Below are 1,362 nucleotides of genomic sequence, written 5' to 3'. Positions count from 1 at the left end.
TAATAAATAATGGTTTTTTTTCAGTTAGTGCAACAGCTAGAAAAAAAGATAGAGATATACCTGAACTAGATAATTATTTTAAAAAATTTAAAGAAAAGACAAAGTGGAAACCTAGTATTGTTGGTGTGTTTCCAGGAGCTATTAATTATCCTAAATATAATATTATTGATAGATACATGATAAAATTTATAATGTATCTAACCAATGGACCTACAAATTTATCTAAGACATTTGAGTTTACAGATTGGAATAAAGTTTCCTTATTCGCTATCAAAATAGTTGATATTTTAAAATATCAAAATAATTTTGATATTCAGTAAATTCACTTGATTGCTAAAGATATTATTTTAGAGCTTCATACGCTGCATTAGAAAGTATGGGATCAGAACTTAACTTTGCATTTTCCCAAATTTCATTACGTAAAGTCGGGTTAAATTTAGTTAGTTCCTTCATTATTTCAATGCGTGTTCTTCTACAACTATGGGAATCTTTTAATTTCCAAAAACTTTCTGAGCACTTAGAACCGAGTAAATCAGCAATTAGATGTACAGTTTGAGCTCTTTTGAATGTGTCATTTTCTAAAGGTCTTATGATTTTTTTGTTTTTTAAGTCAAAAGCATATTGGTCATTAAATCGCTGTTGACCTCGTTTTCGCACAATCAAATTTAAGCTAATAGAAAAATCATCTGGAGAGCGTTGCTGATGTATTTCTTTACCTGCGCGAAAGAGATAAGTTTGACCTAGTTTTAATTGATTGAAAGAGATCTTTTTCATTTCAATACTTTCGCCAGATTCACCTATAACTGAATCATAATCATATTCGTAAGTTTCTGTATAGTAACCGGAACCATAATGACCAACTGTTAAGAAACTGAAATCATGATCATGTGCTATAGAATAAATTAGTAGACCTCGATCAACATCTACATTTACAAACTTTCTTTCTTTATCTGAAATCCAGCAAACTGCCCTTATCACAAAATCTTCATCTTTATAAAGAACATAGCCACTAGCTTGATAAGGATTACTTTCTTGAAAAGGTTTATTTGAGTGCCTTAGTTCGTCACATACAGCCTTAGGTAATAAGTCTTTATCATTACTTAATTTTATCAACATTGGAGCGGCAGAGTTAATAGAATTTAGATCATCTAAGTCTATATTTTTTTTAATATAATCAACAAATTCATCTAAAGAGATTTTATCTTTATTCATTTTATTTATTCCTATTTTTGATTAAAAATAAACTTTGATTAATAGCATTAATAACATGTGGATGTTGTTCTTCGGCTAAAACTCTTGTAAGGAATATTTCTGCTTGATCAGGGTTTACTTTACAGAAAGTTCTTGTGGCTTCCCATCTAA

At 29.2% G+C, this 1,362-nt stretch carries 2 protein-coding genes; one reads left to right on the top strand and one right to left on the bottom strand.

From position 1 onward, the window contains the following. Positions 1 to 320: flavodoxin domain-containing protein (locus VXQ92_RS18120; RefSeq protein WP_416682740.1), on the top strand; the 320-nt coding region annotated here is incomplete at its 5' end. A 22-nt stretch (positions 321 to 342) separates the two neighbouring features. On the opposite strand, the gene VXQ92_RS18115 is transcribed toward VXQ92_RS18120, so the two are convergent. Beyond that, positions 343 to 1,212, bottom strand: coding sequence for a hypothetical protein (locus tag VXQ92_RS18115; protein WP_002132355.1), 870 nt, complete (start codon positions 1,210 to 1,212; stop codon positions 343 to 345). Between the last annotated feature and the right edge of the window lie 150 nt (positions 1,213 to 1,362).

It is taken from the genome of Acinetobacter sp. 228, from assembly GCF_048147885.1.
Note: the sequence above shows the minus strand (reverse complement) of the source record. Positions and strands in the feature narration are given on the sequence as shown.